A 17,070-nucleotide genomic window follows, 5' to 3' on the forward strand; every position below is an offset into this window, starting at 1 on the left:
GTATTTAGTAATAATCAATAACTCCGATAACTTCTACCCCGATCAGGGACTGGACGGTTTCCGAGTTTTGAATGTATTTTCTTTTATATAAATTGTCCCAAATAAAACTACAAAAAGTGCTTAAAATAAAACTCAGTAACAGAGCTTCAATTAATAATTTAGAAAAACTAGGCGAACGGCTGGTCTCAGTTGATTCTGTTGCAAGAACAAAAACTTCTCGCGGTAAATGATTTTTTCCAACTACTTTTGGAAAGTTTTTCCCTATTGATCTAGCTATTTTTTGACTTTGCTCAGGGCTATCAGTAGTAACAACTACAGTGAATATTTGTGAATTGATACTGCTGTTGACTGTCAGAGCATTCAAAATTTCTGACCAATTTTTTTGAGGATTATCTTTTTGAATTTGTTGAATCATGGTGTCACTTTTAACCATTTCTTTGTATGTTTCCACTAGTTTGATATTGCTGTTGATGATTCTATTTTCAATTTCTTGTTCATCTTCCCCTTCAAAAGAATTTTTTTCAGTCTGTTCATCTGTTGCTGACAATAAAAAAGAAACATGATTAGAATATTGAAAACCCTTTGTCAAGGCAAAGCCTGCACAACCTATCACCGTGAATAAAAATGTCATTATCACAATACTTTTCTTGTGTAACCAAAGAAAATATATGAAATCTTTAAATGAATACATGATTACTCCTTTCCTGTCTCAGATAATGATTCATATACATTTTCCCAAATTAAAAAATAAGCTGAAATAGAAAAATGGTCTTCAATTTTTTGCTTGGCATGAACAGAAAAGTCTTTTCGTTTTTCTACATTAGAAAAAAAGTTCAAGATATCTTCTTCCATTTGATCAACGTCACCTGGTACAACTAAAAAACCATTCTTCTTGTCCTCTAAGACTTGCTTAATCCCGCCAACATCAGTTGCCAAATTAGGAACCCCAAAAGCCATCGTTTCCAAAATAGCCATTGGAACACCTTCATGATAAGAGGGCAGTAAGTGTAAAGCACAATCAGCTAAAAGATCTTGTTGATTTGTTGTCCAAGAATGCAGCTCAATATTTTTGCAATCAAGTTGTTTTATTTTTGCAATAATATTAACTGTCGTTTCATCAGTATCACCGAAAAGATGAAATCGTAGTTTTGGTATTTTTTTTTCAAGTCTTGATGCAATTGTGACAATGTCCTGACTGCCTTTTCGTTCACAGATTCGACCGAAAGTAAGAATGTTCATTGATTGAGCTTGATAATGATTATCTTGTGGTACATAAACAGCATTATGAATCACGATTACTTCTGTCTTTGTCAAAGACTGATAATACACAGCCCACTCTTCACTAAGAGCCACAATTAAATCGATTTGATCCAATATCTTACGAATATATTGTTTCTTTTTTTCAGATGCTTGTTGGTAAAATTTTTCAAAATTTGGTGCATGCATATGAAAAATAGTTTTTGTTCCTTTTTTGACTGCTTTTAACAAAACAGATTTTCGGTAAAAACTAGCATCTTGCGACACGTGAAAATGAACAATTGCTATTTTTTTGGCATGGGTTTTGTGCCATAGTTGTCCAAACGACTGTAAAGCATAGCGTAATTTGCAATTTTCATGCCAAGAAAATAGATAATCTATTTGCAAATTATTATTTTCGGGGAAATATTGAATGAAATTTTTAATAACTGTTGAAATCCCACCCTTGCCAGTACTTTCTGGTCCTACCATAATTATTCTTGACATACTTGCTCCTTCTTTACTTCTTGGATAAACATGCACATAAAACCAAACACCGTTGCCGATAATGCTGAGAAAAATACATGTCCCACTAAAAGACTATATATAATGGTAAAAACTAATAAAAAAATGCTGAATTTATTCGCTTTTTGATACAAGGCTACTTTTAAAAAATAAACTATCACTGCTATAAGAATCATAGTTCCGATAATTCCATAAGAAAAAAACATATCAAAAAAATCCATTTCGACTAATCCGCCTCTTCTTCCATACCAATTCCAACGGTTTTCAAAACCTTGGCCGAACCAAAAAATATATTGATTATCAGGCAATTGTAAAAAATTATCTACAGCTTCTTTAAGATAGACATTTCGAGAGCTCATAAATAGCCTTACCCAATCGTCTTGATACAGTGTTCTAAAATAAGCAAATCGTTGTAGCACTCCAGATAGAGATCCTAATATGAACTCTTTTCCTTTTACTAATAGAAAAAAAAGCATAGCTAACAAAAATTCAAAAACAAAAAATTGTTCATATAATGTTTGACTTCGATAGCGATAAAGAAAATGGAAAATCAAATAAATAGAATAGATCAAACCAGCCAACAATCCTGACTTTGTTCCTAAAATCAATAAACAATACATATCAAGAAAATAAAGAATCAATAAGTAACCGGCAGGGATCGATCTTCTTTTTCGTTGAATAAGCAGCCAGCCCATGAAAAAAAGCATAATTAAAAAAGCATAAGCGATATCATTCGTTGCAAAATAAAAACCTTTAAAACCAGCTGTATCATCATATGTGCTATTCCCTAAACCAAGAAAATAAGGGATAATTAAGCCCCCAATTAATAGAACATTTAAGGAGATGGCTACGTTCATAATTTTTTTAATTGACAAATATTCTTCAAATTGATTAGCAAAAAAAGGAATCAACAAGCACAATGAAAAACGAATAACATAAGAAAATTCTTCTATTAATAAAGAAATAGTCGTTTCAAAAAAAATAGTTTGAACAATACAGAGTATTATAAATAAAAAGAGTGAAATAATTAGTAGAGCATAACTACCATTAAGTTTTATGCCTTTTGATAAAACACCGTATATTATGTATACAATAAAAAATATTCGATAAGCTGTTCCTAAAGGAATATTATGCCCATAAGATATAAAAACCCCATTAAAAATATCAATTAATGGAAAAATCATTATTAAGTATAAAAAGCCTTGCGCCTTCATTCGATCAATCAAAATGTTTCTCCCCTACATTAGAATTAACAAATTGTCACAACAAATATAATTAATATTATTCTATCTAGTTAGTTAATAAACATCTTTTTTTGTTAGTTTTTAGCATTTTTCTGACAGAATAACTTTATCTTTAACATATATACTTATAAGTGTGTTTATTATTAAAACTTAAATTAACAAGTCCTTATTTTTTTCGAATTTATAATTTTTTAAAATATTTACTACATTAAAAATAAGTCATTGACTTATTGGAAGGAGATTATCATGCAAAATGATTCCAATTAATCAACTTGCTGATCTGTTTGATAAAGAAACAGTCACAAAAATTAAAATCATTTATTTCTTTATGGAAAAAAAAACTTGGGTTTCTGTAGATGAATTGTCATTGACATTGGAGATTAATCAACGGACAATTTCAAAGTACCTAACATTTATTGAAGAAGACATTGATACTTTCTCCTTAAACAAAGAAATCGTAATTAAAAGTCATAGTAAAAAAGGCTTTTTTTTAGATTATGACTTTGAGACTGCTTTAGAAGATTTAGTCTTTAAAATTATTGAAGAAACGATTAATTATCAGCTTCTAATGAAAATTTTTTTTTCAAAAATCCCTTCAATTATCCAGTTTTCACATGAATATTACGTAAGTGAATCTTCTTTGTGGCGAATGATTAATAAATTCAGAAAAAAACTTTTACCTAAGGGGATTTCAATCGAACGACGTTCTCTGGAACTAATTGGTAGTGAAATCCAAATTCGTCGATTAAGTCTATCGCTCTTGTTTCATTCCTATACCAAAGACACCTGGCTTTATGGCAGTACAACAAAATTAAAAGTGGAAAAAATTATTAATAAAGTTATTCCTTTCTTTCATTTATGTCTGTCAGACTTTGGGTATAAAAAGCTCTTTTGCATGATTGCAATAGGCATTGAACGGACAAAACAGGGAAAGTACATCACTTTATCGAAAGAATTAAAGGAAAATATTGAGAAAAATGACTTATTTGATCATTTTTTTTATGAATTGAAGGATGTTTTACCAAAAGAATTTTATCATCGAGAAGAAATCGGATTTCTTTTTTTATACATCTTCACAAAAGATGAGGTGTTTAATGACAGTTACATTTTAAAAAAGTTCACGACATTTCATTATGAAAGAAAGACACAGTTATTCCAATCGGTCGAAGCATTTAAAAAAATTTTATTGGATAACCAAAATCTTTTCATTCAAAAAGATGACCTTAAACTGGTTAGTCAAAGTTTATACAGTGCACATTTATGCGCACAAATATTTCATAACGAAAATCAGACGGCAACCAACCTAAATGGCTTATTTGATGTTTCAAACCAGCAGCTACCCATTCATTTAAAGAGTCTTTCAGAAACTTTGATTTCTTTACTGTATAGTGAGACGGGTTTCCCACTTTTTAAAGAAACCAACTTTTTACGTTCAGTTTATTCACTATTACTAGAGTCCCTCACGCTGCTTTCAAAAATCGAAGAACCTTTGCAGATTTTTTTTGAATCGGATCTATCAAGTTTAGAAGAAAAAAAACTCATTAAAACAATCAAAAATGAGTTTATTGATAAATATAAATTAGAAATTTACACCCATAATGATTGTTTATTTAAGAGCAGATCAATGGATTTATTTCTTTCCACTAAAAAAATTTCTGTAGCAGAGCAATCTTTAACACCAAATATCGTCATTCCAACAGAACCAACGAAGCTCGATTTTTATACTTTAGAAAAAATACTAAGCAGTCTTTATCTCAAAAAAAATCAACAAAAAAAATTACCCGAACTAAAAAGCACGAGTAGTTAAAATAATATTTTAACTACTCGTGCTTTATTTTATTCATTTAAAAAAACTGTGTTTTACTTTTCTAAAGGCTGGTCGTTGCACTGGATCACCATTCAACAAATCCTTTGACATCTGTTCCATGTCCCTCGCATATTGTTTACCAAACATTTTTTCAATTTCCTGATAAGCCTCTTTTAAATAAAAACCACGGTCTTTAATACTATGTGCATCAGAAGCCACCATATAAACCAAATTATTTTCCAGCATTATCTTGGCTGCCTTTTGAATTTTCTTACCAAAAAAACCAACAATACTAGGTGCTGTCAACTGAGTTAGTGTACCCATCTCTAAAAAGGGGAGTAAGCGATTTGGATTTTGAGAAAAAATAGCATTGCGTTCAGGATGCACAATTACCGGTACATGCCCTTGTTCAATCAGTTGGAAAAATAACTGTTCAGCATAAGCTGGTACCTCCATTGTTGGAAACTCTATCAATAAATATTGATTCGCTAAATCAACAAATAGAATGTCTTTTTGTTGAATTTCTTTCATCAGATTACTAGTTAAACGTATTTCTTGACCTTCAAACAAAGTTAACTCAATCTTACGCTGATCTAATTGTTGTTGTAAATCTTGAACAGCTGGGATAATTTTTGAAGCAGGGTTATTATAATGACCATTATCATGATGAGGGGTACATAAAATATAGTTAATCCCTTGTCGGATCGCTTCATGAGCCATAGCTATACTCTCTTCCAATGTTTGAGGACCATCATCTATCCCAGGCAAAATATGACAATGTAAGTCGATCACAAATATCACTCCAAATCATTGATTAGACTGCAACAATTTACTTATCAAGTTTTAACGATTTTAAAAAATATTCCATTTTACCAAATAAAATTAATAAGTATTTTTTTGTTCTTATCATTTTAACAAAATACTAGAAATGTTCATGTCAGAATTTGTATACTTTTTGATAAAAAATGATATGATACCCCAGCTAAGACAAAGAAATAATAAAATCTTAGTTAAGGTATCATACTAATTCAGCCTATTTTTAATCCTCTATATTACAAAAAATCATCGACTATTACGATTTTCTTGACTCCGATAGACCAAACCTAATCCTTTTAAGAAATTGCGAGCATATTTATCCCCACAAGGTTTAAAATTACGATGATCTTCTTTTCTCAAAATCGCACCCAGCTCTCCCTTTGAAGGATATACGCCAGCTTCGGCAAAAACTGCTAACATATCATCACTTGTTAAATACAAAGCAATTTTCAATTTCTTTAAAAGGACATTATTGATGTTTTTAATATCCTTACTTTTTGGCTGTGCTACACCTTCTGTTTTCTTCTCTTGTTCACCACGCTTAAGTATAATGAAACCATTTAAAAATTTATCCAGCATTTCATTATTGATGGCTTTGGCATAAGTATTGTTTTCATTTTCTTTAGGTGTTCCCACCTTAGTTAACATATCTCGCATTTCTTCTTTCGTTACAGTTAAACCACCTAATTCAAAAGCTTTCATTAGATCATTATCTTTTATATCTATTGCATATCTTAGTCGTAGTAATCTGTCGTTGTTGTTCATTGAGGAGGCTCCTTATTATTTGATATTTCATTTATCAGTACTTTTTTTATCTTATGATACGGCAAACCATCTATCATTTACGAAAATACTAACAAACTTATCTTCAGTTATTGTAGCATGGATTAGGTAATCTATAATTATTGATGGTGCAGATTCCCCATCAATCAACACATAGTTATAGTAATAAACAATTAAAAAAACCTGTGATAGTTATTCGATTTCATCACAGATTTTCAATTTTTTCCTTGGAGTATTCTTATTATAGCTAACATTGGTTTTAGATATTACTTCACCTGAAATTTAATTTAATTCATCCATAAAATCTTTATCATTACGCTTCTTTTGTAACTCCAGTAAATGACTACGAAGATTATCATTTACCGCGTAAATGTATAAGCCATAAATTCCACGTTTCATAAGTACATTTATTGAATTCAAAATAATTTTCTCTTTAGTTTCAAGCAGCTCCTTCTCAGTTAAATCATCCCGTCCTAAATAAGCACCAGTATCTTGATATTTTGTAACATCGATGATTAAAGAATTTGTAGCTTTATCATAATCTATAGACGGCCCCAGGATAACTCCAACATAATTAAGATCAAAACCTTGCACAGTATAGATTGAACCAATCTCATTGATTGTTTCAGACCGTTCTGCCCACGTTATCTTAGAATCAGTTGTATTCCATGGAAGGTTGATTCCGTCTTCATCTACAATATAAGAACCACCATCTTTTTTATGCAGATAATCAAACGTTGCTACCATCCGAGCTAATCCCACTTCATCGTCACGATCTTTAATTTTTTTCTTAAAATCTTCTGCTGTTTCAATTACTTCAAGTTCAAAACTTTCTGTAGGTTCAGGTAAATCAATAATTTGCTTTTCAACGAAATGATCAATCCATCTCAATGTTTGTTTTGAGCTTAACATCCTAAACTGATCCTTCAATGGATAATGATAAGCCTGATATTTGTTTTTTAATTTATCAACTAGTGTCTTGTCCCAATAACTTTTTGTACGAAGTACTTGTTTAGAATCAAAAATGAATATCGTAATTTTTGCACGTTTAATAATTTCATCCAATTGATTTTTATATTCAAAATTATTATATCGATCCTCTTTTGTTAGAAGTAGATGCGCCTCATCAACTAACACAACATCCACTTTTTTATCTAATTTATCCATTTGATTGATAAAAGTAGTCGGTTTTAAAATATGATTTTTCTTCAGGTTTGGCAAACTATCAGCCATTGAATGATATGTCTTAATCATTTCTCCATGATTTACTAAGAGATAATTATCCGCTCCTGAAAGAGAAGAAGTTTCATCTTTTGACAGGTCCTGTAACGTGTTGAAAAGTGAAGCCAATACAACACTTTTCCCCGTCCCAGCTTCTCCTTCAATCATAAATACTTTTTGTTTTGCTTTCTTTATATTTCTTTCACAATAATCAATAATTTTTGACTTAATATCCAACTGATCTGGTGATAATTCTTTGTAAGGTGAAATTTTGTAAATATCTTTGTTCTGAATGACATCTGTCGAATTTTCAGCTAATCCGTTTTCTCTAAGATATTCCCAAATCTCATTAAACAAAACTGTATCATAATAGTTTTTCTCGTAATATCCATGCATTTGTACATTTCTAGTCTGACTAATATTCTGTAGCTTAAACTTTTCATCGCCAATAAAGTGATTTATTAAGTTTGTTTCTATATTATAAGTTGCCGATTGATTAAACTTTTCATTTCCAATTAATAAAGTATCAGTCAAACCTTTTCTTTTTGAGTTTTTCAAATGATCTTTCATACGTCTATCCACTTGCACTGTTTGTCCAATGTACGCAGTTGGGCGCTGTCTCATATTTCGATTGTATAGAATATAAACAATTGGGTATTGATCAATATAAGCTGTAGTAATGTGTGAAAGTTCACCCTTTAAAAATTTATATTCCTCAAAAACCATTTTGGTCATTTTGAGTACCTACCTATTTTTATTTATTTCCCTCGATTATAAAACTTTGAAAAGCTCACTATATTAAACAATATATCCAAAAAATTCACTTATGATAAGGCTCCACATACTATTCTATTTCGCACTTAAAAAAGTTTTCAATCAAAAAAATTGATCGTTAACTTTTATGCATTTTTTTTAAAAATTTTTTTCGTCTATTTTTTATTTGTTCCATCATTAAATTCTCCGTCATAGGAGATATTTGATCAAATTTTTTTTGACATCTTCTAGCATAGGAAATAAAATTCCCAAATTTACTCCCTCTACCATCCCTTGCACCCACATCAAAAAAATATCTATAAATGTGCCTTTTACCAATTAGGTAACTCGATTTTCTAATTCGACTTTTTTCTCTAGCCGTTCTTACAGCTTTGTCAGCTTTTCTATAAAATTTTGAAACACTTTTTTGCCTCATTTTTACACTACGGCCATCAAATACGAATCCCAAATAATCCAATTTTGATTTTATTAAACTTGAAGTGTCAGTTTTATTAGACTCAAATAAATAAATTTTATCGTTTTTAAAAAGATACTTCTCTGTTTTATTCTTCTCAATCTTCAACTTAGTCACGTCGGATGCATATTGCAGAATCTCATTAACAATTTCAAGATAAACGTCTTTAGAGGTTGTACTAAAGGGCAGTATCAAAATGAAATCATCCGCATATCTTAAATATTTCCCTTCATACCTAGATGATAATCTATTTAACCAATCATCAAAATCTATCATGTAAATATTTGATAATAAAGCACTTATTGGGGTTCCTTGGGGAATCCCAAAAGACTTAGTATTTTTATGCACATGACCGTCAGCTTTAAAACTTCTAAATTCCTCCCAAGTTTCAAAATAAGTTTTCAAACTATTCTTGTATTGTTCTTTTTCTGAACCAAATAGGTCATTTAAATCTTTTTGTTCAACCCAAGAAAAACTGGTTAATGTTTTAAATATTTTAAACCAATCTTCAGTTAATTTATTTGTGTTTAAGACTTCTTTTAGCTTGGACTTTAGATATTCATGATCCAGAGTATCAAAAAAATTTTCAAAATCCCCTAAAAAAATAAAACAACCACCGTTGGTTCTTTTGATGAAATCCATGGTTTCTGCCGCATAATCTATGTTCGATTTACCTTTTTCGGTCCTATAAGCAGCGACGTTTTCATCTATATTTCTTACTTCTGCTACTCTTTCATAATCCTTATTTAGACGATCGGCGTAGTATCTATAAATGCAAGAATCTAAATGCGAGGCTCTAAAAAGTTCACGCGGTTTAATCTTGACAGGCCTCTCCCCTGCACCAGTAGCCTTATACTTTACTAACACTTTCTTTTTGTGTATAAAAGGAAAAAAACCATGTTTAATAATCCTTTGCGGATTTTCTACATAGTCTTTTACAGAATTATATCTTGTTCTATAGTCAAAATGAAGATAAGATTTTGTGATAAAGTCTTCCAAAACTACATCTCCTTTTCATTTCTTGGATGAGGAAAAGTACCATTTAGGGCCAATGGGGTACTACTCTTCCTGCACGCAAACCTTACAAGTGGTATAGTTCTATACTCACAGCGCCCAAAGAACATCAAACTGTTCCTGTATAATATTAGTAAAGCCATTGAATTAACGAAAGGAGTTGAAGCGGCTATGAGCCTGTTCAGACCTATGTCAACTTTGTACCACACAGACCGACTACTTGTTGTAATACTGCTGGTGCTTGACTTTAGCAAACATTATCCCTCTATAACTACATATAGAGCAAATTAATTTTATCATATCTCAGTTGATATGTCAGCGTGGTAAAAACGAACGTACCTTTTAATATATTGGAAATAGTTTATAATGGAATCATAAATTTACTTCTAAGAATAAGGTGTTTAGGTGTCTATATGGAAAACAAAAAAGAAAAACAAAATATCATTGATACGAATGCTCAAGCTTCTGCTTTTGGTTGGGATTTTCAAAGCAGCCTAGCTCTTTTTATTGTGTCACAAGACTTAAAAGACTTAAAAAGCATTAAGGTAGAAGGCAAAACAGAAGACATTGAAATCTCGTATGAAAATCAAGAGATGATTTATATTCAAGCCAAATCCCAACGTGATCCTTATAGTAGCAGTAATACTAATAAATACTTACAAGATGCCTTGAAGACACTAATTAATGCTTCTCAAAACAATAGTTATGCCTCTTTAGTTTACGGAACAAATATTGCTAATCCTTTTGTTTTCCAGAAATTCTCAACTATGTTTGCCAATAGCCCTACAAAATACTCTTTTTCAGAATTACCAGACAAAATAAAGGATAAAATACATTCTTACGTTGTCAAAGTAGCTAAAAAAGAAAAACTAGATGTATCAAATTTTGATATTAACCGTCTCATAATTAGGACTCTTCCCTTTTTCGGCGATGATGATCAAACTAGGTACAGATTTATAAAAGAAAATGTTATTGCATTTTTAACTAGTATTGGATTAAATAACGCGCAAGCAACTCGAATATTTGAAAATTATCAACTAGATTTTGCAAAAAATCCATCTAAATCTATTGCCTTGGAAAAAGGAGATTTGACATGGCCTATCGTTATTTTTGCTTTAGACCCAGTGAGTGATGAATTTTTTGAAGAGTTCGATTTAGATATGGGCGAAGAAGATGCTATTGAAAATACCTATTCTGACTTCATTGAAAGAAAATTGATTGATTTTCCTTTTATTAATCAAGTAATTCAACAGTACCGTGATTATCTTAAAAGTAAAAAATACACTAGCAAAAGAACTGCTCCAAAGAGCTTCATAGAAGAATGCGCTGACTACTACGAGAAAAAATTATTCTTTTCAGAATCTAACGATACCTCTAACGCAGTCACTAAGTTTATAATATGGAAAATACTGAAAAAAATAAAATTGATTGAGAGACTAGATAAGGAGGTAGGATTATGAGATTGAACCAGCTAGATTTGGAATACAACGGAATTAAAAAAACTTTTAACTTAGATTCGAGAACATTAATTCATAGCGCTAAAAATAGTGCTGGAAAATCCACCTTACTAAGATTGCTATTATATTCAATGGGTTACAGTATTCCCCAAACTAAAAGGTTGCCATTTAAAAAAGTAAAAACCCGCCTTTCCTTAAAAACACTGATAGGCTTAGAGTTTGTAGAAAGGACTAATGATAAAATAGTCTTAATTTATGAAGATGATTCTAGTCTTGAATATAATCTACCTACTGACGAAGGCTTAGTAATTTCTGCAATTTGGAACACAAAAAATGAGAATGTATTGAAAAGTATTCTTGGCTCTATTTACATGGATCAGGAAAAAGGCTGGACTTTACTTAATAGGGGGACAGTGATCGGTAGTATCAAATTCAAAGTAGAGGATTTAATTGAAGGAGTTTCAGAAAGAGATCTATCTGAACAAAAAACTGAGCTAGAAAATATAAATGCTGAAATAAAAAAATACTCCCAGATATTAAATATAATTGAATACAAGAATCACTTATCACAGTTAAATGACGATTCTATTTTTTCATCTGACTATGTTTCCGAATTAGAAAGTAAACTCCAACTAAAAAAGATACGAAGTGAGGAACTTAAAACTAAAATTAGTGATCTAGAGGATAGTCTACAGGAAAATAAGCAATTTATTAATTACATTGAAAAGATGGATCTTGTAGTTAAGGATAAAGATTCTGGTATTGAAATTCCTGTAAAAGAAGATACTATAGTTCATTTTAATGATAACCAAAAGTATATTAATGCTAGAGTTTCCTTGCTGAAAAGAGAACAATCCTACGTTGAAAAAGATATTAGAGAAATCATGTTAGAAATTCAAAAAAGTAATAATCTTTTTTCACTACAAAGTGAAATAGACAAGGCCGATAATTTGATTTCGCAAGTAAGTGTTCCTTATGAGCAGTTAATACAGACACTTGATTCCTTAAGAAAGAAAAAAAAATCTCTTACAAATGAAATGAAAGAAAAACTTTCAGTTAGTAATAAGACACTAAATAATTTACATTTCAGTATCATGAAATATGCTACTAAATTGGGCGTTGATCAATATATTGACCAATCAAAAAATTATATTTTTACGTCTGATTTGAAATCCTTAAGTGGGGCTATCTTACATAAGATTGTATTTTCATTTAAGATGGCCTATATTATTGAATTGCAAAATTATTTAGGTTATAAACTTCCTATAGTTTTAGATTCTCCTAGTGGTAGGGAAGTTGATCAAAAAAATGTCGAAGAAACATTTGATATACTAAATGAAGATTTTAGTGAAAATCAAATTATCGTCGCTTCAATTTACAAATACAATAATTTTAAACCTTTAGAAACTATTGAGCTTATAGATAAAATATTTTCTGAAAAAACTATCACATTAGATGACCTAGAAATTAAGACTAATCATCTAACGTGACAACTCTAGTTTTTATAACTCTATATACAAAGAAAAAGCATCAATTCCATGTACTGGAATTGATGCTTTAGTTGAATATACAGAATTATTAATCGCTTGAACTTCTTCAATCTTATCTAATCCATCATTCATATCTTACTGTAAATCGTTTCAGAACATGAGACTAAGTCGAATTCTTTATGATCATTTGCATTCTTGAACGCTAATTCATCTGACAAGAACTCGACCTTCTCGACTGCAGCTAAGGTATTATCGTAAAAACCCCAGTATTTCTCTATAATTCGCAACTACTTGAGAATGTAAAATATCCTTTTAAAAAATCCATATCTTTAAAATAGTAAGGCTTCACCTAACTCATCCAACGTTTATTTCTAAGAATCTTAGACACCTATTAACGCCTGCATGGTTAATCGCTTATATCCCTGACGTTATAATATATTTTCTAAACAATGGGTAAAAAAATAAGCTTCTTAATTACATATAGTCTCTATAATATTCTTCTAATAGTCTTAACTATACAATCATGTTGAAAGTTTTCCATCGATCAATTTTTTAACTTTTCTTTTCCAATTTCTGATTTTTTAACTAAAATCTGGTATTTTCAGTCATTTAACCTTCTTCATAAAAATATTTTCACTTATGATAAGGCTCCCCAAAATTAATCCGAAAAGCCCGATAAATCTGCTCAACTAAAATCAAGCGCATCAATTGATGGGGATAAGTCATTTTACCAAACGAGATTTGCGTGTTGCTTCTTTTGATTACTTCTTGGCTTAGGCCTAATGATCCACCGATGACAAAGACAAATTGGCTTTTGCCGCTGACTTGTAGGCGATCGATTTCGGCAGCAAAGCTTTCGCTGCTGGGATTTTTTCCTTCTATTGCTAGGGCGCAGACGTATTCTTGTTCTTTTATCTTGGCTAAGATTCGTTGGCCTTCTTTTTCTTTGACTTGACGCATTTCTGCATCACTTAGTTTTTCTGGTGCTTTTTCGTCGGGTACTTCTATTAATTCAATTTTGGCATATTTAGATAGTCGTTTGGTGTATTCGGCAATCCCTTGAATTAAGTATTTTTCTTTTAGTTTCCCCACTGAAATAATTTTGATATTCATTTTGTCTCCTCTTTTCCACTTTTTTATCCACATTAATCACAGGCTTATCCACAAAAATTTGGATTATTTTGCCTTTTTTACCAGCTTTTTGGATACAAACATATGTTTTCCCCAGAGTTATCCCCTTTATCCACAGATTTGTGGATAACTATTTGTTTTGATTTTTTTAGTTATTCATAGTTTTTCCACTTACCCTTGTGGACAAATTTATACCTTATTTTACTATTTACAGAAATTTTTCCCAATCTTCTTCATAAAAAGTTCAAATCAACGTAGTAGACTAATCTCATACAAAGATACTATACTTTAAATAAGATTAATAATAGTTGGAGGAAATTAAACATGGAAGAAAAAGATTTTATCCCTACCCCTAGTCCTAAAAAACCCCGCAATGGCTTGAAACGCTTTTTGACAGGTGTGGCCGGGGGTGTGGTTGGTGCAGGAGTAATTTTAGGAATATTCTATTTTGCTAATGGGCTGGGTTCATCGAATAACACGAGTGGCTCGCCTTCTGCTGGATCGACACAAGTTAGCAATGTAAAAGTAGATTCTAGCTCAGATATTACTGAGGCAGTAGAAAAAGCACAAGATGCAGTTGTTTCAGTTGTTAATTTACAAAATGCGCAATCAAATTCTGATTGGTCAAGTATTTTTGGTGGTGGCAATAGCCAAAGTGATTCTAGCGATAGTAGTGGTGATTTGGAGGAATCTTCTGAAGGTTCTGGTGTGATTTACAAAGTTGAGGGCAATACTGCTTATATCGTAACAAACAATCACGTAGTTGAAGGACAAAATGGTTTAGAAGTATTGCTATCTGATGGTAGTAAAGTGACGGCTGAGTTAGTCGGAACAGATTCTTATACTGACTTAGCTGTTTTGAAAGTTGATTCTGACAAAGTAAAAGATATTACGCCAGCAACATTTGGTGATTCGGACAACTTAAAAGTGGGTGAAACTGCGATTGCGATTGGTTCTCCTTTAGGTTCTCAATATGCTAATTCAGTTACTTCTGGGATTATTTCTTCATTGAATCGTCAAGTAACTAGCCAAAATGAAGAAGGTCAAACAGTAAATATCAATGCAATCCAAACAGATGCAGCGATTAATCCTGGGAACTCTGGTGGTCCACTAGTAAATGCAGCAGGTCAAGTTGTCGGCATTAACTCAAGTAAAATTGTTCAAACTGAATCAAGTGTCAGCGTAGAAGGAATTGGTTTTGCCATTCCAAGTAATGATGTTGTCTCAGTAATTAATCAAATTGAAACTAGCGGCTCTGTTAGTCGTCCTGGTCTCGGCGTTTCGATGGTTGATTTAGCAAATATCACTAGCGAACAACAATCACAATTCTTGAAGAATCTTCCTGAATCAGTGACTCAAGGTGTCGTAGTTGCTAACGTGACTGCTGGTACTCCTGCTGATGAAGCTGGTTTGAAACAATATGATGTCATTACAAAAATTGGTGACACTGAAGTAGACACAGGTGTTGAATTACAATCAGCTTTATACAAACATAAAATTGGTGACACCGTGAAAATTACTTACTATCGCGATGGAAAAGAAGAAACAGCTGAAGCGAAATTAACTATGGATGCTTCACAACTTACTTCATCAGCAAGTAATCAAAATCAATAAGTTTTTTGAAGATCGTCCTTTGACGGTCTTCTTTTTTTCACAAAAAGAGGCAGCAACATCAGCCAAAACAGATTCAAAATATTGATACAGCACTCATTAAAAACTGCTAGATATCATTTTTTATCTGTAAAAAGACTGATGTCACAGCCTCTTAAAATCTATTTTCCAATCGGGAACTCTTCACCAGTCGGCGTATCTTCTGGTAAAACTAAAATTCCTTGTCCTGTTTTTGCGTCAGGTAAGTGTAATTCTGCTGCTGAACAAATCATACCAAAGCTTTCTACGCCCCGTAATTTCCCTGGCCAAATCATCATGCCATCTGGCATCATAGCACCAGGTTTAGCTACGACCACTTTTTGACCAGCGGCAATATTTTTTGCTCCGCAGACAATTTGTAATACTTGTCCATTGTCAATTTCTGTTTCAGTAATATGTAAATGGTCTGAATCCGGATGGTCAACACTTGTTTTAACATAGCCTACAACAAATTTGGGTTCATTATCATCAGGTAAACGTTCTTCAAAACCTGCATTTTTTAGTTCTTGATTTAGTAAATCAATTTCTTTTTCCGATAAAAATTGTTGTCCATCTTCTTTAAAAATCATTAATCTTGAAATATCAAAGAAATTCCAAGCAACTGTTGTGCCGTCAGGAATACTAATTCGGGCAACATTGCCTTTTCTTTCAGAAATATTATCCATTTGATGATCATCTGCAATGAGTACCATTAAAGTATCACCGACATTTTGTTTATTATAAGCAAAAATCACTTTGCATCCTCCTTCTCTACACAACAGATAATCTTACCAAAAACTCTGTAGCTTGTGCATGAGATTTTTTTCATCTAGTTAAATCTTTATCTGGATATTGACAGGTTTCCAACAACGGACAATTTTTACAGTGAGGTTTTTTCAAACAATGCGCTTTACAGTGTTCATCAATTAACGCGTGAAATTCTTTGGCTTGATTAGCTGGCCATTGGTTAACCTCTGGTTGATATATATTCCTCATCTTATTGTAGTCTGTATTCTTTCCAAAGCCTAAGCGTTCGAACAAACGTCGGGCATAATTATCTGCTACAAAAACGGGGCGATTATATAAATAAAGCATCATTACATCTGCTGTTTCATTACCAATACCATAAATATTTAACAGTTCGATTCGCAAATCTTCAGTGGGTATTTTTTCAACTATTTCTTTCGAATGTTCGACTAACCATTGATAAACTGCTCGCAGTCTTTTGGCTTTGATTTTGTAATAGCCGCTAGGTCGAATTAATGTTGCTAAATTATCTTCTGGTAACGATAATACCGTCTCTAAATCAGTTAAATACGGACGTAAATTCACCATCGCTTTTTCCACATTGACTGAGTTCGTATTTTGAATCAACACCATTTCAGTCACTGAAAAAAGTTGATTATGGACATCCCACCATTTTTGTTGACCATAATGATTTTCTAACTGTTGAAATAATTTATCCATCTTTTCTCCATTAAAAAAGCTG

The 17,070-nt window shown here is 31.7% G+C and carries 14 protein-coding genes; 4 read left to right on the plus strand and 10 right to left on the minus strand.

The features are described 5' to 3' along the window. Positions 1 to 4: 4 nt before the first annotated feature. The 3 genes from ACVWNY_RS10565 to ACVWNY_RS10575 all read right to left on the minus strand — a co-directional run bounded on the left by ACVWNY_RS10565 (position 5) and on the right by ACVWNY_RS10575 (position 2,975). Positions 5 to 589, minus strand: a complete 585-nt coding sequence (locus tag ACVWNY_RS10565) for a YveK family protein (protein ID WP_454071343.1) — start codon at positions 587 to 589, stop codon at positions 5 to 7. A 104-nt stretch (positions 590 to 693) separates the two neighbouring features. Next, complete coding sequence (locus tag ACVWNY_RS10570) at positions 694 to 1,743, minus strand: glycosyltransferase family 4 protein (protein WP_454071344.1); 1,050 nt, start codon at positions 1,741 to 1,743, stop codon at positions 694 to 696. Beyond that, positions 1,731 to 2,975, minus strand: coding sequence for an O-antigen ligase family protein (locus ACVWNY_RS10575; protein WP_461211735.1), 1,245 nt, complete (start codon positions 2,973 to 2,975; stop codon positions 1,731 to 1,733). The genes ACVWNY_RS10570 and ACVWNY_RS10575 overlap by 13 nt, the downstream gene beginning before the upstream one ends. A 283-nt stretch (positions 2,976 to 3,258) precedes the next feature. Between ACVWNY_RS10575 and ACVWNY_RS10580 the strand changes: the two genes are divergently transcribed. Beyond that, positions 3,259 to 4,812 carry an AcpB/EbpR/MafR family transcriptional regulator gene (locus tag ACVWNY_RS10580; RefSeq protein ID WP_218326310.1) on the plus strand — a complete coding sequence of 518 codons (1,554 nt, stop codon included), beginning with the start codon at positions 3,259 to 3,261 and terminating at the stop codon, positions 4,810 to 4,812. A gap of 33 nt (positions 4,813 to 4,845) precedes the next feature. On the opposite strand, the gene ACVWNY_RS10585 is transcribed toward ACVWNY_RS10580, so the two are convergent. From ACVWNY_RS10585 to ACVWNY_RS10600, 4 genes are all read right to left on the minus strand, one after another. Continuing rightward, positions 4,846 to 5,604 carry a tyrosine-protein phosphatase gene (locus ACVWNY_RS10585; RefSeq protein ID WP_454071346.1) on the minus strand — a complete coding sequence of 253 codons (759 nt, stop codon included), beginning with the start codon at positions 5,602 to 5,604 and terminating at the stop codon, positions 4,846 to 4,848. A gap of 270 nt (positions 5,605 to 5,874) precedes the next feature. Continuing rightward, the gene (locus ACVWNY_RS10590; RefSeq protein WP_454071347.1) at positions 5,875 to 6,393 is read right to left on the minus strand and encodes a YehS family protein; all 519 of its coding nucleotides are present in this window, start codon (positions 6,391 to 6,393) and stop codon (positions 5,875 to 5,877) included. A 300-nt stretch (positions 6,394 to 6,693) separates the two neighbouring features. Continuing rightward, the gene (locus tag ACVWNY_RS10595) at positions 6,694 to 8,367 is read right to left on the minus strand and encodes a DUF2075 domain-containing protein (protein ID WP_454071348.1); all 1,674 of its coding nucleotides are present in this window, start codon (positions 8,365 to 8,367) and stop codon (positions 6,694 to 6,696) included. Positions 8,368 to 8,524: 157 nt separating this feature from the next. Beyond that, entirely contained in the window at positions 8,525 to 9,859 is a 1,335-nt protein-coding gene (locus ACVWNY_RS10600; RefSeq protein ID WP_454071349.1) for a reverse transcriptase domain-containing protein, read from the minus strand. Positions 9,860 to 10,287: 428 nt separating this feature from the next. Between ACVWNY_RS10600 and ACVWNY_RS10605 the strand changes: the two genes are divergently transcribed. Then, positions 10,288 to 11,334 (plus strand): hypothetical protein, encoded by a 1,047-nt coding sequence (locus ACVWNY_RS10605; protein ID WP_454071350.1) that lies wholly within the window; start codon positions 10,288 to 10,290, stop codon positions 11,332 to 11,334. Then, entirely contained in the window at positions 11,331 to 12,821 is a 1,491-nt protein-coding gene (locus tag ACVWNY_RS10610) for a hypothetical protein (RefSeq protein ID WP_454071351.1), read from the plus strand. Before ACVWNY_RS10605 ends, ACVWNY_RS10610 begins: the two co-directional genes overlap by 4 nt. 633 nt (positions 12,822 to 13,454) lie before the next feature. Here the strand turns inward: ACVWNY_RS10610 and rlmH are convergent. After that, the gene (rlmH, locus tag ACVWNY_RS10615; protein WP_454071352.1) at positions 13,455 to 13,934 is read right to left on the minus strand and encodes a 23S rRNA (pseudouridine(1915)-N(3))-methyltransferase RlmH; all 480 of its coding nucleotides are present in this window, start codon (positions 13,932 to 13,934) and stop codon (positions 13,455 to 13,457) included. Positions 13,935 to 14,276: 342 nt separating this feature from the next. On the opposite strand from rlmH, the gene ACVWNY_RS10620 reads away from it, so the two are divergent. Further along, positions 14,277 to 15,566 carry a S1C family serine protease gene (locus tag ACVWNY_RS10620; protein ID WP_454071353.1) on the plus strand — a complete coding sequence of 430 codons (1,290 nt, stop codon included), beginning with the start codon at positions 14,277 to 14,279 and terminating at the stop codon, positions 15,564 to 15,566. A 158-nt stretch (positions 15,567 to 15,724) separates the two neighbouring features. Here ACVWNY_RS10620 and ytpR read toward each other — a convergent pair whose 3' ends face one another. Both ytpR and ACVWNY_RS10630 read right to left on the minus strand, forming a co-directional pair. Further along, a complete protein-coding gene (gene ytpR, locus ACVWNY_RS10625) occupies positions 15,725 to 16,336 on the minus strand; it encodes a YtpR family tRNA-binding protein (protein ID WP_454071354.1) in 612 nt (203 codons plus the stop codon). Between the two features lie 70 nt (positions 16,337 to 16,406). Next, a complete protein-coding gene (locus ACVWNY_RS10630; RefSeq protein WP_218326320.1) occupies positions 16,407 to 17,048 on the minus strand; it encodes an endonuclease III domain-containing protein in 642 nt (213 codons plus the stop codon). Positions 17,049 to 17,070 lie beyond the last annotated feature (22 nt).

It is taken from the genome of Enterococcus sp. JNUCC 77 (assembly GCF_054819945.1).

What these genes read in the sequence shown, in the direction of transcription:
- ACVWNY_RS10570 (WP_454071344.1), bottom strand. Translation starts at nt 1,743, where the DNA reads ATGTCAAGAATAATTATGGTAGGACCAGAAAGTACTGGCAAGGGTGGG.
- ACVWNY_RS10575 (WP_461211735.1), bottom strand. Translation starts at nt 2,975, where the DNA reads ATGAAGGCGCAAGGCTTTTTATACTTAATAATGATTTTTCCATTAATT.
- ACVWNY_RS10580 (WP_218326310.1), top strand. Translation starts at nt 3,259, where the DNA reads ATGATTCCAATTAATCAACTTGCTGATCTGTTTGATAAAGAAACAGTC.
- ACVWNY_RS10590 (WP_454071347.1), bottom strand. Translation starts at nt 6,393, where the DNA reads ATGAACAACAACGACAGATTACTACGACTAAGATATGCAATAGATATA.
- ACVWNY_RS10595 (WP_454071348.1), bottom strand. Translation starts at nt 8,367, where the DNA reads ATGACCAAAATGGTTTTTGAGGAATATAAATTTTTAAAGGGTGAACTT.
- ACVWNY_RS10605 (WP_454071350.1), top strand. Translation starts at nt 10,288, where the DNA reads ATGGAAAACAAAAAAGAAAAACAAAATATCATTGATACGAATGCTCAA.
- ACVWNY_RS10610 (WP_454071351.1), top strand. Translation starts at nt 11,331, where the DNA reads ATGAGATTGAACCAGCTAGATTTGGAATACAACGGAATTAAAAAAACT.
- rlmH (WP_454071352.1), bottom strand. Translation starts at nt 13,934, where the DNA reads ATGAATATCAAAATTATTTCAGTGGGGAAACTAAAAGAAAAATACTTA.
- ACVWNY_RS10620 (WP_454071353.1), top strand. Translation starts at nt 14,277, where the DNA reads ATGGAAGAAAAAGATTTTATCCCTACCCCTAGTCCTAAAAAACCCCGC.
- ACVWNY_RS10630 (WP_218326320.1), bottom strand. Translation starts at nt 17,048, where the DNA reads ATGGATAAATTATTTCAACAGTTAGAAAATCATTATGGTCAACAAAAA.